A 15,471-nucleotide genomic window follows, 5' to 3' on the forward strand; every position below is an offset into this window, starting at 1 on the left:
CTATTACTATTGTTGCGACTTTGCTGGGAGCTGGGCAAGTTGATCGCCCCCGGCACTCCTACAGAAAATTCAGGGGATCAACGTCGATCGTGAGGCTGACACCGGGCAAACAAGCCGATCGCACCTCTAGCAAATTGGCTGGGCGATCGCCCTCGGGGGGAATGCGGATCAGCACTTGCCAGCGGAATCGATTGGCAATTCGCCCCACCTGCGCCCGCTCTGGCCCCAACAGATCGAAAGCGCGATCGCCCCGGGCCGTTTCCAGTAGCGCCGCCACCTGCTCGGCACTGCGCCCCACCGCCGCCTCGTCGGGGCCACTCAGTCGCAGCAAGATCATTTGCCCCACGGGTGGATAGTTAAACGCTGATCGTGTCTCCCGTTCCTGTGCCAAAAAGTTGGGATAGTCGTAATTGGCCACCGCCCCGATCGCCGGGTGTTCTGGGCTGTAGGTTTGCAAAATCACCCGCCCCGGTTCCTCGCCGCGCCCGGCCCGGCCCGCCACCTGCAACAGGGTTTGCACCGCCCGCTCGCCGGCCCGCACATCCGAGAGATTCAGCAACCCATCGGCGGCGATCGCCCCCACCAGCGTCACCTGCGGCAAGTCGATTCCCTTGGTTAGCATTTGCGTGCCCACCAACAAATCCGCCTCGCCTCGGGCAAAGCGATCGAGCAAAATCCGGTGGGCATCCTTGGTGCGGGTTGTGTCGCTGTCGTAGCGCAAAATTCGCAGGTCGGGCCATTGCCGCTCCAGTTCCCGCACCACCCGCTGCGTGCCGCTGCCGAAATGTTTCAGGTAGGGCGACCCACAGGCGGGACAGGCGGGCGGGTGCAGTTGCCCAAAGCCGCAAAAGTGGCAGCGCAACAGGGGTTGAGCCGTTTCCCGTTGGTGGTGAAACGACAGGGACACATCGCAGTGGGGGCACATCATCACATGGCCGCAACTGCGACAGGATACGAAGGTGCTGTGGCCCCGCCGCTGCACAAATAGGATCGCTTGGCGACCGGCGGCGATTGCCTCGGTGATGGCCTCTTGGAGCGAGCGGCTAAAGATCGATCGATTGCCGTCGCGCAACTCTTGGCGCATATCCACCACCTCAACCGGCGGCAGGGGGCGACCATGCACCCGATCGGGCAGGGACACGTAGATCGGTTGGCTCGTCCAGGTTTCCAGGGAGGGCGTGGCTGACCCCAACACCAACGGGCAACCGACCAGGCGCGATCGCCACTGGGCTACCTGTCGCGCGTGGTAGCAAGGAGCCGGGGAATCTTGCTTGAAGCTGGGATCATGCTCCTCATCCAGCAAAATCATCCCCAAATGCGGCAGGGGCGCAAAAATCGCCGATCGCGTGCCAATCACCACCTGGGGCGTGCCATCTAGCATCTGTCGCCAAGTGTCGTAGCGTTCCCCGTCTGAGAGGCCGCTGTGGTAGACGCAAACCTGAGTGCCGAACCGGGCCCGAAAGCGATCGGTCAGTTGCGGCGTGAGACCAATCTCCGGCACGAGCACCAACGCCGACTGGCCCCGCGCCAACACCGGGGCGATCGCCTGGAGATAAACCTCCGTTTTGCCGGAACCCGTCACCCCATGCAGCAGAGCCGTTTGGCCCGGTTCCAGTCCGTGGATCGTTTCCAGGGCGGCGGCTTGGGCCGGGGTCAGGGTTTTGGGGCGATCGCGCTGGCCCGAGTCGTGGCGATCTCCGCGCAAAATTTCCCGCGCCTCCAGCAGCAACCAGCCCTTTTCTTCAAGCGATCGCAACGTGCCACTGCTGGTGCGCCCCAGGGTAATCAACTCCTGAGCCAGCAGTTCGCCGCCGCGCCGCTGCAAAATGCCGACGATTTCCCGTTGGCGCGGGGTCAGCGGTTCTCCTTCGCCAATCAGGATCGCCATCTGCTGGCGCTTAGGTTTGGGGGCGCTGGGCGATTCCAAGTAACTGATCAGCCAGCCGCGCCGCACCAAGTCCCGCAACCCCCGATCGCCCCCGGGAAATTTCTGTTGCAAAAAGCGCCAACTGTAGTCGCGCCCCGATTGCGATCGCAGCCATTGCCACAACCGCAGGGCGATCGGACTCAGCAGGGTTTCCGCCACGCCTGCCGCCGCCGCAGCCGGTAACGGGTCTGCCAGTCGTACCCGCCGCGATGCCCGTCCCAACACTCCCGGCGGCAGGGCCACCCGCGCCACTTGGATCAGCGACGCGCAATAGTAGTCCGCCACCTGCGCCAACAGTTGCCAATAGTCCGGGGCAAACAGCCCGCTCGCTACGACTCCTTCGACTTCCCGCAGCCGATCGGGATCGATCGCCTCGGGCAACTGCTGCCAACAACGCAGGGCGATCGCCCCCACCGATCGCCCGCCAAAGGGCACGGTCAGCACGTCCCCCGGCCCGATCGCCTGGTCTGCCCCGATCGTGTAGGTGTAGGCCTCGGTCACGCCCGGACAGTCCACCAACACTTCCACATAGCCCGCGGCCACCGACAACTCGGGCAAGGCCGGCGCGATCGGCGTTTCTCGTAATTCGGTTTCGAGCATCTGCCTCACCGCTCGATCGAACCCCTACCCTACTCGATCAGGGCGATCGACCAAAAGTTATGCAAGGGGCGATCGGGCTAGGCAGAGACAAGGGGCGAACAACAACAAACAGTGAAAGTCATCCCGGTATGACTCGTCATAGTTATCAAAGATATCGACACTGTTCAAGTAGCCGACCCATGAAGGCATCTCCGTAGGGCTTCTCGCAAAAACCTAATCGCTTTGCTTCCTTAAGCATTGCTCGTGGATCAGCACTCTGGAGAGACTCTCTCAGGGAATCCTTCCAGTCTTTTGCAATATTTGCCTGCGGCTGGAAAAAGATAACTGCAAGAGCCTCGGCAAGTCCTGGACAGTCAGATTCAGCCCAACGGATAGTGTAAAGGACATCTACATCGAGTCCCTTTGTACCCTTGCCACGAAAGTGTGATGTCAGCCGAGAACGAATGCCGCTAGTCTTTTTGGCTTCGCTTTTACCGCAGTAGATATTCTCAAGGCGATATTTTCCGAACTCGTCTTGAATTAAATAAATACCAGGTGAATTAGGAACGTCTCCTATCTTGAGCTGCTTACCAACTTTCCATCGCCTATCAACAATTCCCCGCGCATCAAATACTTCCATTTGATCCTTGAGAAAGTGATAGCGTGGCTTAGACCAGGCTCGGTTAAACCTAAATTCATCTGAAGGAGTAAAAATGTGGTACATTTTGAAAAAAAGCGAAAGATCTAGGTTCTTAGACTGAAAATAGCTGAATCAGCATAATCTTCATTCCTGCTCTTGACTGATTTGTGCCTTAAGCTCTTGATCAATTTGTGCTTTAAGTTGATCAATTTTCTCATCACACAAAAAAATCAAGTCTGTAATTCGCTTACCGCTATTTTCAAGTTCACTCTGATAGTCATCAACTACTTTTTGCTTATACTTTTCTAGGTGAAAACCTTCTGAGCCTTGACCACTAGCCTCGAAATTTGTCTGGTCTGCATCTCCAAGATTGCTATTCTTTCGAGAAGTCAAGCGGTAGGATGTTTCAGATAAGGCATCGTAATACCTTCTTTTTAATTCTTCATAATACTTAATTCTTCCCTCGAGTTGAAGAATAGAGTTACGTTTATTGGTCTCCGTTGAATGTTTTTCCAAGAGGTAGTCAATTACAACCTCTCGACATTCTCGTTCTGCACTATCACCAAACAACTGATTCCGCAAATTTTCAAGCTTTTCACTATTGTCAGTCACAGCTCAGATCCCAATGAACTTCTAGTAGATTAACCATTCTAAAACTGATGATTGATTTCTGCCATTGCGTAGGCATATTTTCGTCTCAGTTCTTGGCAAGCTTTTGGAACCAGGAATTTCGATGATGTCACCCATCCAAGAATCCATAAAAGGATCAAAGGAAGCAAAGAAACGATTAAAACAATTATAAAATCAGGTGTTTCACCATCTCGGTACATGAGATGCCAAATTCCACCGACCTCGAAAATTGATACCATTACTACAGCAATCTTCAGGAACAGAGAAGGATAATATTTTGAACTCTCCTCTTGCTTGTTCAAGAATTTCTTTTGCTCCTCAATAAATAATTTCTGTAGACATTTATCACCTGCCTTCCCATACTCTAAATCTAGTCCTTCCAGAGTAGATGAATATTTTTGGTTAAGATCAAATTCTTTCAAAAAGTGAGAAACAGTCGTATGAACTAGAAATGCCAAAAATACTCCGATAATTACCACCAAGACAGTAAACCAGTCATCTGTATCTGCGGCATTCGTCTTCTCCAGAACAATACTTGGCAAAACCGTAAAAGATAATCCTCCCAAGATTGCCAGCACTACCCGTAAAGCCCACTCCATCCATTGTGGAGCTTCGGGAAATTCAAAATCTTGATCCCTACGTTCTGCCAAGCAAATTTTTGCATAATCTTCAATTGCAGCCTCGATATAGGCACGCTCGGTATCAGGAAGCCTATCGTAGGTCTTCTCTGAGTATTTCAACCAACTCTTTCTTCGTGCAATGTGGTGAGCCTGCATAGACCTTGCCTTGTGAAGGATGGTAACTAATTATTCCGTTGAACTGAGGCAGATCTCGTGGCAGAGTAAGCAGAATTTATAATTGGCTCAAAGCTCTTACCATCTTTACCGTAAGGATGAATTTCAATGCCATTTAGAGGCAAATTCTTTGCAAGTGAGTCGAGATCAGGTGCACTGTTAATAAAGAAGACGACCTTATTGCCGCGCTTAATGAAGCGAGTAATAGATTCTTTGAAATCATGAAATTCTTGGCTCCCTTTACCTTCATTTGCTTTTTCTAGAGCATCAGCAACGATGAAAACAAGCTCAGTATAGTTCAGTTGAGAACTTGTACTTTGGCTTTTGACTCTCGCCATGTGACGTTCCTCGTAGGCCTGATAGAAGGCTGACCAGGCTGTGTAAACATCTGTACCATCGGGATGATTGAGATCTGTACTCTTTTTCAGCAGCTCGGGACACTGCTTATTGGCAAGATCTTTCCTTGTGCGTATATTAAACTTCTTTACCTGTCGTAATGATTGAGGATTGGGAAACACGGAGTCAAATTTACCAAAAGTGAAATAGTCTTTACTATTTAAAGCTAGTACAATTTTCTTGCAAATCTTTTGAGGGATTTTATTCCTTTCATTCACTGCAATGTTGGAACCTGAGTAATCTAGGAGAAGCGTAACAAAAATGCCTCTACTAGAAGAGCAGCCTGCCAAAAGAAGTTGCGATAAGAAAAGAACTGCTAAAAACTTAGAGGCTCTGACGAGCATTGTGTCTGATTTTTTGGAGACTGCTAAATTAATACAAACGCTAGTATCGTATCCCTTTCGCTTGGATGATGCCAAGTGACAGAAGGTAGGAATTGGTATACTTTGGTATGTTGAAGTATGATGCTCTCTGTAAGGCGCTGATATTTTCCCAAAGTAGGTTTTGGTAGGATGTAGTATGCTTGAGCGCAAAGCACATCAGTATCGCAAGGGTTGCCAAGTCCATGATTGATGGCAAGAGCGAAATCATTGTCCGATTTGTCGACTATATTTTCTTTTCGGAAACTGGCAAGCACCTGGATACGCTGCAAGAAGAAATTGTCAGAGGCGTATTGAGTCAGAAAAAGTATCTGAAAATTGCTAATGACTATGGCTATAGCCTGAGCCATATTAAAGAGACGGCTGCTGAAATTTGGAAAACGCTGAGTGATGCTTTAGGGGAAACAGTGAATAAGCGCAACCTAGAAGCTGCTGTTAGCCGATATAGTTACTCGTCATCCGGCAAAAATGCGATCCATATTAATCAAGTTAGTAACTTTATTGCCAATGGTATTACTTTCCCAGAGCAGATGAATGAAAGATCATCAGCCCATCAAAGTACACAAGATTTGAATCTGGATAATTTGATCGCTCGAATGAAAAATGAAGGGCTGAGTGATGAGCAAATCAGTCGAATTTTGGGACATTCAAATTCTTAACCCAAGTTGGATAGATGTATCCTTTACCTAGAACGATTGGTACGCCATATCACAGATGCCATGAAGCAATTATTAGGTGGGCATTGCCCACCCTATGGGATACTGGTAAAGGTTTTTATTTTGCTTATGCCAAACTCAAACAATCGGGAAAATAATCAATTCCAATGGCTTACAGCGAATTTACCCTGGAGCGGATTATTGGGGATTTTGGCATCGACGTGATCGAAAGTCGGGACTACTTCGCCGATCGCCCCACTGTCATGCCTCCCGACTGGCTGGCACAATTTTTGCAAATCAACACCCCGATCGCAGTCGCCATCAACACCGAAAAAGCCCGCTCCGAAATGATCATTGCACCGATTCTGTTAGCGCTAAAGCATTGGTTTAATGATCAGATCAGTTTGTTTTCGGGCAATGAATTCAATGTAGATTCAGAATTGGGTCTCACAGGTCGGGTTGATTTCCTAATTAGTCAATCCTCAGAGCAACTGTGGATTAAAGCGCCCGTGCTGACCATTGTGGAAGCCAAAAACGAAAACCTGAATGCAGGCTTGGGGCAATGCATTGCCGAGTTGATTGCCGCCGATCGCTTCAATCGGCAACGCGGGAACGAGCGATCGCCCCTCTATGGTTTGGTTACAACTGGTTCCTTGTGGAAGTTTCTGGAATTTCGGGGTGATCAAGTGACGATCGACTTGCGGGAATATGCGATCGAACCGCTCGATCGGCTCTTTGGCATTCTGGTCAGTTGTGTAGAAGCAAAATCGCAGAACTCGAATTAACCAATCAGCGAGGTCACTAACGGTTGGCCAATTCAGTTCCAAACTGAGTTTTCGGGTCAAATTCCTGGAAAACCGGTAACTGATCAACGCCACTACAGATTCATCGAGTCGTTGGGGATTAACGGCCCGATCGAGCTTCAAGGGCAGCGCTGGCTGAGCGGCTTGATCGAATCGCTATCGGACTCATGATCAAAAGCAATCGATTTCCCGCCCGATCGACCGCCTGTGGTTGAAACGAGCGTAGTAAGATTGCCTAGGGTCATCGACCAGCCCGTAATGGTTTGGGGTCGATCGCTCTAGTCCAGCATTCCGCGCGATCGCGCAAACGCTTATGGTAGCCCTGCAAGATAGTGTCTTCTCGCTTTTCGCAGACGGTAAGCGCCTGGTGCGCGATCTCGAAACCCACGGCGCTTTAGCCTTCTATGCGCCCTTGGAAGGGGGCTACGAAGGTCGCTATATTCGCCGCATCCGAGCCAATGGTTACACCGCCGTGAAGTTGACGGCGCGTGGCTTAGGCGACCCGAATACTTACCTGACCGGGGTGCATGGAGTTCGTCCCGCCCACTTGGGCAAGAGAGACATTCAGACGTACTTTATTCCGCCCATCATTGAAACGCAGCTTACGGGCCTGTCGCCCCGTTCCAAGGGCTTGTTGATTTGGATTCTGGAAGGGTTTGTGCTCTCGCGCCAGGAAATTGAGTTTCTTTGCGCTCTGCCGAAGCTGGATCCCCGCGTGAAGGTGGTGGTGGAAATGGGGGGCGATCGGGCCCTGCGTTGGATGCCCCTGAAAAACACGCCTGTGTAGCACTCGGGTGGGCTAGGCGATCGCCTCTGACTCGCTTTGCTTGATGCTTAACCAGAATTGAGACGCATCCAGCAGGCATTCAAAAGCCATCCAAAATAACCAAAAACCAGCGGCCGCTTCTGGCTGCTGGTTTTGTGTTGTCTAAGCGACGGGAATCTAGGGCGCTAGGGTGCTAGTTCAGGCTGTAGGCAGATTGCAGCGCCCAAACAATCAGGGCTACGATGCCGCCCAGGATGAAGGTGGCAGAGAGGGCGATCGCCACGGGGCTATCGGCTCCCTTGAATTTCATAATGCCGCGATCGAGGTCTGACATGATCTTGTGGGGGTTGCGAAAGAGTTGCGAAAGATTGAAGTAGCTCGCCCGGGGAGATCGGCCGGTGACAAAATCGAGGAGTTGCGGGCCCCGGCGAGGGGACGGGCGCTCGATCGCTCGGTCGATCGCTGCTGAATGGGGGCTAGGAGCCAAACGAAATCGTAAAAATTTCCGGTACTGATTTTAGCGAGTCCGGACAGAAAACGGCCGCCTAATTCAGCAGTGGGGTGGGACTATTCTGCTTTGATGACATGCTTGCAGTCCTCGATCGTCCCCGGTTTGAGGTGAATGGGGTGGGCGATGGATGCTCGGAGGATGCGAGGAAACCGGGGAATCGGGGGTGATCCATGAATTGGGGATCGTGGTTATCGGCTGAGGAGTTGAGAATGGTTGTGGCGCAGTGGCTCCTGTGGGGATGCTTCGGGGCGATCGCCCTATTCGCAATTGGGGAAGGGGTTTTGCGGTGGGGGTTTGGGTTTGGCCACCCACCGCTTTATGTGGCTGATCCCCACACGGGGTATCGCCTGAAGCCCGATCGGCAAATTCGGCGTTTTGGCAACCGGATTACGGTGAATGCTTATTCCATGCGTAGCCCGGCCCTGCGGGAGGGAACCACGCGGGTGTTGCTGTTGGGGGATTCCATCGCCAACGGGGGCTGGTGGACGGATGATCAGGCCACGATGGGGGCTTTGCTGGAGCGGGGCTTGATGCAACGGTTGCCGGCCCAAGTGCGCGATCGCCCGATCGAGGTTTTAAATGCTTCAGCCAATTCCTGGGGCCCGCGCAATGAGCTGGGCTATCTCCAGCGCTTTGGCACGTTTTCGGCACAAGTGGTGGTGTTGCTGCTGAATACCGATGATTTGTTTGCGATGGCTCCGTCCTCATTGCCGGTGGGCTTGGATCCTAACTATCCCGATCGGGAACCTCCCTTGGCTTGGCTGGAACTGTGGCAACGGGTGCGGCCGCCCCAGATGCCCCCTCAATTGCAAAATCGCCCCCCAGAACCGGGCGATCGGGTGGGGCTGAACCTAGCCGCGATCGCCCAAATTCGTGATTTGGCCCAAGGGAACCAGGCGGATTTTCTGGTGGCGATTACGCCTCTGGTGCGGGAGGTGGCGGGCCAAGGGCGTGACTATGAGGCCAAGGCCCGCGATCGGCTGGTGGCGTTTGCCCGCCAGGAGGGCATTGAACTGCTGGATTTTCTACCGGATTGGCGGCTGGCTAATCGATCGGGCCTCTTCCGCGACTCAATTCACCTCTCGGAGTTGGGCAATGGATTGGTGAGCCAGGCGATCGTGGATCGGGTGGCCAGTTTGCTCACCCTCTCCCGATCGCGCTAGGCCGCGGGTTGGTTGTCCTGATCCTTAGCTGCGGAGGGTCGCCCCAAACTTCTCGGTAATGGCATCGCGCACTTTTTGGTGCAGCGGTTCCACATCCTCATCGGTCAAGGTGCGATCGGGACTGCGATAGAGCAAGCGGAAAGCCAAACTGCGTTGCCCCTCCGGCACTCGATCGCCCCGATATTCATCAAACAGCTCCACCTGTTCCAGTAAAGGCCGACCAGCCTTGGCCATGGTGCGCTCCAACTCGGCCACGGTCACCTTAGTTGGCGCAAAGAAAGCCAAATCGCGGCTACTGGCGGGCAGGGTGGCATAGGGCGCAAACTTCGGTTGCGGCGGTGCATCGTCGATCGCCACCTTGTAGATCGTTTCCAGATCTAGCTCAAACACGTAAATCTCAGCGGGCAGATCCCGCGCTTGGCACAGTTCCGGGTGCAGTTGACCAAAGGTTCCTAGGCGGTTGCCCCGCAACCACAGGGAAGCGGTACGCCCTGGATGGAGCCGAGCATCGGCGCGATCGGCCTGGTATTCCACCGACAGATTCAGGCGATCGAACACTGCCTCTAAAATGCCCTTCGCCTCATACCAAGTCAGGGGTGATTCCTTGCCGCCCGCCGTCCAACGGCCACGCCGCGCATCGCCCCCCAGGATGCCGCCGAGCTTGTCTGCCTCAAACAGTCCATCCTCCTCAGACCAGAACACACGGCCAATTTCAAAGCCGTTCAGCCCGCCGTTGCCCTGTTCCAGGTTGTATTGATAGGCATCCACGAGGCCAGAAATTAGCTCCGTGCGCAGGGCTGAATATTCCGCATAAAGGGGATTGGCCAAGGTCACTTGGCGGCCGCCCGCTGGCTTGCAAAGGGAATAGTGCATCAGTTCCGTCAGGCCTTCTGCCCGGAACAGTTCCCGAATCTGACGCAGCAGGGCAATGTCTGGCGGCAAGCAGCCAAATTCGCTCTTGGGCGGCAGGGTGCTCGAAAAGCGGTTGTAGCCAAACAGGCGAGCCACTTCTTCAATTAGGTCAATTTCCCGCTCCAGGTCTCGATAGCGATAGGGCGGCACGATCACTTCCCACTCGCGGCCGCCACCTTCGGGGGTTCCGGCGGTGGTCACGCGCAGTTGGCAACCCAAGCTGCTCAGGATTTGTTCCACGGCCTCGGCGGGCACAAAGTCGCGCAGGTCGCTCGCTTCATCAACCTTTTCACCCTCGGGCGGTTGCAGGGGCCCCAGGATTTGGTGCAAGCGATCGAGCCGGAGATTCAGGGTGCGGCTGAAGGTTTCCAGGGGCGGACGAGCATCGGCCTGGTCGCGGGCCACCACTTGCCCACCCGCCAATTGCAGAATCAGATCGATCGCCCGTTGCAGGGCCAAACCGAATTCCACCTGATTGGTGCCCCGTTCATAGCGGGTGGAAGCCTCCGTGCGGATCCCGATCGAGCGAGCGGATCGCCGCACCGCCGCCGGTTCAAACAGGGCCGCTTCCAACAGCAAATTGGTCGTGCTGCTATCAACCTCCGTTTCCTCACCACCCATCACGCCGGCCAGAGCGATCGGGCGATCGTTCCCCGTAATCAACAGCGCCTGGGGCGAGAGCGATCGCTCCTGACCATCCAAAGTTTTCAGCGTTTCGCCCGCCCGGCCATAACGCACCCCGATCGCCAGCTCCGAACCACCGCAGATCCCTTGCAGTCGATCGCGATCAAAGGCATGGAGCGGCTGACCCCACTCCAACATCACCCAGTTGGTCACATCCACCACATTGCTAATCGGCCGCACGCCCGCCGACTGCAAGCGGCGCTGCAACCAATCCGGCGACGGGCCGATCGTCACGCCCTCAATCACCGTTCCCACATAGGTCGGACAAGCCTTGGATTCGCTAACCCGCACCGTCACCCCCGATCCCAGGCGATCGGGCAAAGTCGCCGTCGTTGGCGGCAGTGTCACCGCACCCCCCACCAGCGCCGCCACTTCCCGGGCAATTCCCACCATGCTCAACGCATCGGCCCGGTTTGCCGTTGAAGTCACGTCCAAAATCACATCGTCCAGCCCCAACAGCGGCCGCACATCCATCCCCGCCGCCAGAGACTCGCCCTCCGCAAACACGTGGATCCCTTCCGACTCCTTCGCCAGGCCCAGTTCACTCAGGGAACAAATCATGCCCGCCGAAGGAACCCCCCGCAGCTTCGTGGGTTTCAGCTTCAAATCCACCGCTGGCAGATAGGTGCCCACCGTTGCGACGGCCACCGTTTGCCCCGTCGCCACATTCTTCGCGCCGCAAACAATTGTTAAGGGTTCCGCCTGACCCACATCCACCGTACAAACACTCAGGCGATCGGCGTTGGGATGTTGCTGGCGATCGAGCACTTTGCCCACCACCACCCCATCAGCCAACGCCCGCAAATCCTCGATGGATTCCACCTCAAACCCCGATAAGGTCAGAGTTTCGGCTAACTGCTCCGCCGTCGCGTTGAAGGGGACCAGTTCACGCAGCCAGTTCAAAGAGATACGCATGAATTCAGTCTATCGATCAAGAATTGAATACTTCAGGTGGCGTGGTACTAGCCGAAGAACGGTAGTGGTTCTGTTCCATCCCAGCCCCAGACGCATAACCAACCCACTGCTGCTAAACCTGGCTAACCCAACCCGACGGGACACCATCCGCTGGCCATCTCCCGTTGGGTATCCCCCCTTAGGCATCATCGAGCGTGCTTGAGCGACCCACCCGGAGCCACAAAAGTCACCCACAAAGCTACAAAGTGTTCGGAAAGGTCAGCCAATTGGCGCAGCAGCACAGTAGGCTAGGAACGTCAGAGGCGCATCACTGCTCCCGGATGAGCATACTGCTGGGGGAACATCCCGGAAACTAGGCGTGATTGCTGCTAAATCTAAGCAACTCGAACAATCGAACACACCATTCCCTGAGGGGTGATCACCCTTCGGAAATTGATATTCCGGGAACCAACCAACCCCATCACCCAAGACGGAGGGCAGTTTGCCAAGGGACTATCTTAGCGCTCTTGGTTGGGCCAAGGGCTGATTTTCCGGGTGTCTGTGGGATCCCGCCCGATCAAAATCAGCATCACAACCCCTGCTTCGCTGGCCATAAGTCATCACCACCCGGTGAACGGGGGCGGAATTTAGGTCAGCGAAGTGGACTGAATCCTTGGCAAATCACGCCTTTGTCAATGGCATGGTGAATGGCAAGGTTGTGTGAAATTTGGATGAAGCTAACCCGTCATCCCAGATCTCAATCCCAAATCTATCTGTGTCATTGATAACTCGTATGCTCCGAAAGAATACGTAAACAGCCCTAGCCACTGAATCCCAAAAACGCTGCCAATTAACGCTTTATCCGAGTCTGTGAATAGTTGGTGCTGATCCGCAAGAGCAATCCTTAAGCAATCAAAGTCACCACTACCCAACTCCTTCAAACCCGTGCAACGATGAGCGCCTTTGGTATCGTAGAGATGAAAGATGCTGCTCGGGCTTGCAACGCATCGACCCCGCAACCGGATCGACTCTGCAATCCTTGGTGATGCCGGATGAGCTATTGCCTAAACCCTGCCTGTCCCCACCCCGAAAATCCCGACGAGGCCGAACGTTGTCAAACTTGCGGCTCATCGTTGCTACTGGGCGATCGCTATCGCATCCTCCGTGCCCTTGGCCAGGGGGGGTTTGGCGCGACGTTTTTGGCAGAAGATATCTCCCTGCCCGGTAGCCCCAAGTGCGTCATTAAGCAATTACGACCCGCCACCACCGCGCCCCATGTATTTGAAATGGCGCGTAATCTTTTCCAGCGGGAAGCCAAAACCCTGGGCAAAATTGGCAATCATCCCCAAATTCCCCAACTCTTGAACTTTTTTGAACGGGATAAGGAGTTTTATCTTGTTCAGGAATTTGTGGATGGCATGACCCTGAAGGGTGAAGTGAAAAAGAACGGCCCCTACAGTGAAGCGGCTGTTCGGCAATTTCTCAGCGAAGCCCTGCCCATTCTGCAATACGTCCATTCCAATAAGGTCATTCACCGAGATATAAAGCCGGATAACCTCATTCGACGGGAACAGGATAAACGGCTGGTTCTCATTGACTTTGGCGCGGTAAAAGATCAGGTGCAAACGGGCCCTGTCTCTGACCAAACGGCCTTGACGGCGGTGTCGGTGGGAACCCCTGGCTATGCTCCACCGGAACAGTTATCCCTGCGCCCTGTTTATGCCAGTGATATCTATGCCTTGGGTGCAACCTGCATTTATTTGCTAACGGGGCGATCGCCCAAGGATTTGGACTATCACCCCACCACCGGTGAAATGATGTGGCAGAAATACGTCCACATCAGCGCTCACTTGGCCAATGTGCTGAAGAAAATGCTGGAAATTGCCGTCAAAAACCGGTACCAGCGTTCTGAAGACATCCTGCGGGCCCTCGACCTGGAGCCTTACATGGACGACTTGGCACAAAGTATGGCGCTACCGGTCAGCACCGAGCCAACCCGTCCTTCTATGGGAGGGAATTTTGGTGGGCCGCCCGTTGCCAACAACACTTCCCGTTTAGCCCAGTCCATCCGTGCCCGTCGATCGCGCCCTGAATTAACTGGTGGTCTCAGCACGGGTAGCTCTTTATCGGGGGCAGCCGGCAACAGCGGTCGGGTAAGCGGCGGCAACAAACCCAAAGCCGGTGGTCCCATGCCATGGCTCAAGGGCAATGAAGTTCAAACCTATTACGCCAAAGGCCGCCGGGATTTTGCCGCCCACAACATCAGTCGTGGGGAACTACCAAACGTCAACCTATCCGGCTGTATTTTTCGAGAGTCAAAGCTCGATAAGACAAACTTGCAGGGATCGAATTTAACGGAAGCAAACTTCGCCAAAGCCAGCTTGCTAGAGGCTAATTTACGCGGGGCCCAGCTCATTCGCGCCTATTTCCACACGGCGAATTTAGCCAAGGCCGACTTCCGCAAAGCCGACCTCAGCTACGCCAATTTTACGAATGCCAACCTTTCCGGGGCTAACTTCTGTGGCGCGAACCTGACCGGGGCCAAAATTGACGAAGAGCAGTTGGCGGTTGCTAAAACCAACTGGATGACCATCATGCCCAGTGGTAAGCGCGGCTTTATGTAGAGTGCGCTGGATCGGGTTTTTGGGATCAGATTTTTGGAATCGGGGCTGATCGATCGCGCCTCCCGCTTTGCCCAGTCGCTCATTTGCTCCCTCGAATCAACCCCTGATCTCAGTGGTCATGGCAGCGTGGTGATCTCGGCAGCCTACTGGGTGTCAGTGTTTTGGATGCGCATACTGATGTCCAGCCAACGAGATTGGGTCATCGGCGCACTGGTGGAAACGTAATCTACGCCGGTTTGCGCGATCGATCGCACCGTAGCCAGCGAAACATTGCCCGAAGCCTCAATTTTGATATGAGGAGCCTTGGCGCGAATCATGGCCACCGCCTCCCGCATCATCGCCAGCGGCATGTTGTCCAACATGATGATGTCTACCCCCGCTGCGATCGCCTCTGCCACTTGCTCCAGGGATTCCGTTTCCACCTCGATCGTCAAGGGATAGGGACAGAGCGATCGAACATGTTCCACCGCCACCGCCACCCCACCAGCCGCCGCCAAGTGGTTATCCTTCAACATCACCGCATCATCCAGCCCCATACGATGATTGACCGCACCCCCAACCTGAGCTGCATATTTCTCCAAAATCCTGAGTCCTGGAATCGTCTTCCTCGTATCCGCTAGCTGTGTGGGAAGTCCAGTCAGTTGCTCCACATACTGACTAGCCAGCGTTGCCACCCCGCTCAAGCGCATCACCAAATTCAACGCCACCCGCTCGCCACTGAGAAGCGCCTCCAATGGCCCTGACACCTGGGCCAGCAGTTGTCCAGGTACACAGGCAACACCTTCCTCTACCTCAGCACTCCACACCACCCGATCGTCCAGCAATTGGAAAACACGCCCCGCGATCGGCAGCCCAGCAATCACGCCCTCAGCCTTCGCAATCCAAGTTGCCCGTCCCCATGGCTCCTTCGCTGCACCTCGAACCACCGCCAACGTTGCTCGATCGCCCCGCCCCAAATCCTCCAGCAACCACCCTCGCAGTAGCCCATCAATCTGTAGCCAACCCGGCAACATGCCCTTAGCCATATCCACACGCCCTTCAAAAACAACGCGCCCAAGCCTAACTCGACTTGAGCGCCCCACCGCAACCGGTCAATCAAAAATTTTTTCAGC

13 protein-coding genes are annotated in these 15,471 nt (G+C 54.3%); 5 read left to right on the forward strand and 8 right to left on the reverse strand.

Annotation, left to right across the window (positions count from 1 at the left end; genetic code table 11):
• Positions 1 to 58: 58 nt before the first annotated feature.
• The 5 genes from priA to ACZA91_RS10420 all read right to left on the reverse strand — a co-directional run bounded on the left by priA (position 59) and on the right by ACZA91_RS10420 (position 5,310).
• Positions 59 to 2,527, reverse strand: coding sequence for a primosomal protein N' (gene priA, locus ACZA91_RS10400; protein ID WP_463182287.1), 2,469 nt, complete (start codon positions 2,525 to 2,527; stop codon positions 59 to 61).
• 145 nt (positions 2,528 to 2,672) lie between these two features.
• Positions 2,673 to 3,146: a GIY-YIG nuclease family protein gene (locus ACZA91_RS10405; protein ID WP_463182288.1), complete on the reverse strand. Its 474-nt coding sequence runs from the start codon at positions 3,144 to 3,146 to the stop codon at positions 2,673 to 2,675.
• A gap of 144 nt (positions 3,147 to 3,290) precedes the next feature.
• Complete coding sequence (locus tag ACZA91_RS10410) at positions 3,291 to 3,758, reverse strand: hypothetical protein (RefSeq protein ID WP_463182289.1); 468 nt, start codon at positions 3,756 to 3,758, stop codon at positions 3,291 to 3,293.
• Positions 3,759 to 3,796: 38 nt separating this feature from the next.
• Positions 3,797 to 4,552 (reverse strand): hypothetical protein, encoded by a 756-nt coding sequence (locus ACZA91_RS10415; RefSeq protein ID WP_463182290.1) that lies wholly within the window; start codon positions 4,550 to 4,552, stop codon positions 3,797 to 3,799.
• Positions 4,553 to 4,578: 26 nt separating this feature from the next.
• Complete coding sequence (locus ACZA91_RS10420; RefSeq protein WP_463182291.1) at positions 4,579 to 5,310, reverse strand: hypothetical protein; 732 nt, start codon at positions 5,308 to 5,310, stop codon at positions 4,579 to 4,581.
• A gap of 179 nt (positions 5,311 to 5,489) precedes the next feature.
• Here ACZA91_RS10420 and ACZA91_RS10425 point away from each other — a divergent pair, with 179 nt between their 5' ends.
• From ACZA91_RS10425 to ACZA91_RS10435, 3 genes are all read left to right on the forward strand, one after another.
• A complete protein-coding gene (locus ACZA91_RS10425) occupies positions 5,490 to 6,005 on the forward strand; it encodes an ATPase (RefSeq protein ID WP_463182292.1) in 516 nt (171 codons plus the stop codon).
• 164 nt (positions 6,006 to 6,169) lie between these two features.
• Positions 6,170 to 6,787: a hypothetical protein gene (locus ACZA91_RS10430; protein ID WP_463182293.1), complete on the forward strand. Its 618-nt coding sequence runs from the start codon at positions 6,170 to 6,172 to the stop codon at positions 6,785 to 6,787.
• A 331-nt stretch (positions 6,788 to 7,118) separates the two neighbouring features.
• Complete coding sequence (locus ACZA91_RS10435; protein ID WP_099531486.1) at positions 7,119 to 7,592, forward strand: NAD(P)H-quinone oxidoreductase subunit N; 474 nt, start codon at positions 7,119 to 7,121, stop codon at positions 7,590 to 7,592.
• 172 nt (positions 7,593 to 7,764) lie between these two features.
• Here the strand turns inward: ACZA91_RS10435 and ACZA91_RS10440 are convergent, their stop codons facing one another.
• Positions 7,765 to 8,058 (reverse strand): hypothetical protein, encoded by a 294-nt coding sequence (locus ACZA91_RS10440; protein ID WP_190356298.1) that lies wholly within the window; start codon positions 8,056 to 8,058, stop codon positions 7,765 to 7,767.
• A 233-nt stretch (positions 8,059 to 8,291) separates the two neighbouring features.
• Between ACZA91_RS10440 and ACZA91_RS10445 the strand changes: the two genes are divergently transcribed.
• On the forward strand, positions 8,292 to 9,245 hold the full coding sequence (locus ACZA91_RS10445) for an SGNH/GDSL hydrolase family protein (RefSeq protein WP_099531484.1): 954 nt from the start codon (positions 8,292 to 8,294) through the stop codon (positions 9,243 to 9,245).
• A 24-nt stretch (positions 9,246 to 9,269) separates the two neighbouring features.
• Here ACZA91_RS10445 and pheT read toward each other — a convergent pair whose 3' ends face one another.
• Positions 9,270 to 11,756 (reverse strand): phenylalanine--tRNA ligase subunit beta, encoded by a 2,487-nt coding sequence (gene pheT, locus ACZA91_RS10450; protein WP_190356288.1) that lies wholly within the window; start codon positions 11,754 to 11,756, stop codon positions 9,270 to 9,272.
• Between the two features lie 1,031 nt (positions 11,757 to 12,787).
• Between pheT and ACZA91_RS10455 the strand changes: the two genes are divergently transcribed.
• Positions 12,788 to 14,359 carry a serine/threonine-protein kinase gene (locus ACZA91_RS10455; protein ID WP_099531481.1) on the forward strand — a complete coding sequence of 524 codons (1,572 nt, stop codon included), beginning with the start codon at positions 12,788 to 12,790 and terminating at the stop codon, positions 14,357 to 14,359.
• A gap of 143 nt (positions 14,360 to 14,502) precedes the next feature.
• Here the strand turns inward: ACZA91_RS10455 and nadC are convergent, their stop codons facing one another.
• On the reverse strand, positions 14,503 to 15,384 hold the full coding sequence (nadC, locus tag ACZA91_RS10460; RefSeq protein ID WP_463186423.1) for a carboxylating nicotinate-nucleotide diphosphorylase: 882 nt from the start codon (positions 15,382 to 15,384) through the stop codon (positions 14,503 to 14,505).
• Positions 15,385 to 15,471 lie beyond the last annotated feature (87 nt).

Source organism: Limnothrix sp. CMB-01 (assembly GCF_055193175.1).

What these genes read in the sequence shown, in the direction of transcription:
- priA (WP_463182287.1), bottom strand. Translation starts at nt 2,527, where the DNA reads ATGCTCGAAACCGAATTACGAGAAACGCCGATCGCGCCGGCCTTGCCC.
- ACZA91_RS10405 (WP_463182288.1), bottom strand. Translation starts at nt 3,146, where the DNA reads ATGGAAGTATTTGATGCGCGGGGAATTGTTGATAGGCGATGGAAAGTT.
- ACZA91_RS10415 (WP_463182290.1), bottom strand. Translation starts at nt 4,552, where the DNA reads ATGCAGGCTCACCACATTGCACGAAGAAAGAGTTGGTTGAAATACTCA.
- ACZA91_RS10420 (WP_463182291.1), bottom strand. Translation starts at nt 5,310, where the DNA reads ATGCTCGTCAGAGCCTCTAAGTTTTTAGCAGTTCTTTTCTTATCGCAA.
- ACZA91_RS10430 (WP_463182293.1), top strand. Translation starts at nt 6,170, where the DNA reads ATGGCTTACAGCGAATTTACCCTGGAGCGGATTATTGGGGATTTTGGC.
- ACZA91_RS10435 (WP_099531486.1), top strand. Translation starts at nt 7,119, where the DNA reads ATGGTAGCCCTGCAAGATAGTGTCTTCTCGCTTTTCGCAGACGGTAAG.
- ACZA91_RS10445 (WP_099531484.1), top strand. Translation starts at nt 8,292, where the DNA reads ATGGTTGTGGCGCAGTGGCTCCTGTGGGGATGCTTCGGGGCGATCGCC.
- pheT (WP_190356288.1), bottom strand. Translation starts at nt 11,756, where the DNA reads ATGCGTATCTCTTTGAACTGGCTGCGTGAACTGGTCCCCTTCAACGCG.
- ACZA91_RS10455 (WP_099531481.1), top strand. Translation starts at nt 12,788, where the DNA reads ATGAGCTATTGCCTAAACCCTGCCTGTCCCCACCCCGAAAATCCCGAC.
- nadC (WP_463186423.1), bottom strand. Translation starts at nt 15,384, where the DNA reads ATGGCTAAGGGCATGTTGCCGGGTTGGCTACAGATTGATGGGCTACTG.